At 51.2% G+C, this 906-nt stretch carries 1 pseudogene; it reads right to left on the minus strand.

Features of this window, described 5'->3' with window-relative positions:
* Positions 1-650 precede the first annotated feature (650 nt).
* Positions 651-906, minus strand: a pseudogene (locus ALB80_RS22470) (hypothetical protein); the annotation flags it as partial.

Below are 906 nucleotides of genomic sequence, written 5' to 3' on the forward strand. Positions count from 1 at the left end.
TTTCGATTTCAAGGGCAGAATTAGGTCGCATCGGGCTCATGGTTCTCTCCGGGGTCGAACGAACCGCACCACAATGGCGTTGGTTACGGGATGCCTTCTGGAAGTCCGCTGAGAAGTCACCCGGTGAGGTGCATCGACTTTGCATCACGAGGTCATCCAGTCTCCGTCCCGATAGGACCAGTTTCTGCAGTTTGCGGAACTCTGTGTTTCAAATCATGCGGTCAAAGCCTCCTTTGTCCAGGCGAACTCGGTTCCATCTCGCCAAGCCGAATGCTCAGCAGATACGCCATGCCCGCTTTTCGCGCATCGCAGACGTTGATGTCAAAGACAGCATTCGCCGCTCTGGGCTCGAAGCGGTCAGTCGGCAAGTTTTCCTGAGCGACTGCTGCGCGGACACAAAGCAGACACGGGCAATAAAAAACCGCGTTGCCTTGTTTGAAGGTAGCACTCGGTCTAGCCACTCACTTGGATAAACCAAAAATCGTCGTTTTCCAGACAACACCCGCGCCAGTTCGGGCTGGATAACCATAAGCTTGAAGCTTGAGGTGAAGAGACAAAAACGAAGAACAAATGACCCCACAAACTGCGGGGCCACGTAAGGGTTTGACAAAAAGGCAACTCAACTTTTTGGGGTTGAGTAGCGGCCTAAGTTAGCTGGCAAGTGCAAGGTTGCACTTGCGACCTTCTTCCATAGCCTTCTTCGTACCGGTTAGGTCCACAATGAAATTTGCGGACTTCTTTGGAAATGCGATCAAGGTCTGTCCTTCGGCCACGGCAGTCGCCATATTTGCGTCCTTTACAACGATATAGCCACCAGAGTAGTCATCCGCTAGCTTCTTGCTTTTTATGCCTTTTGCACGACCTTCATACACGAAGTCGTCAATTGCTATTTCTATTTTTTGACGG

Origin of the sequence: Ruegeria sp. 6PALISEP08 (assembly GCF_001238295.1) — a bacterium.
Lineage (GTDB): Bacteria > Pseudomonadota > Alphaproteobacteria > Rhodobacterales > Rhodobacteraceae > Ruegeria.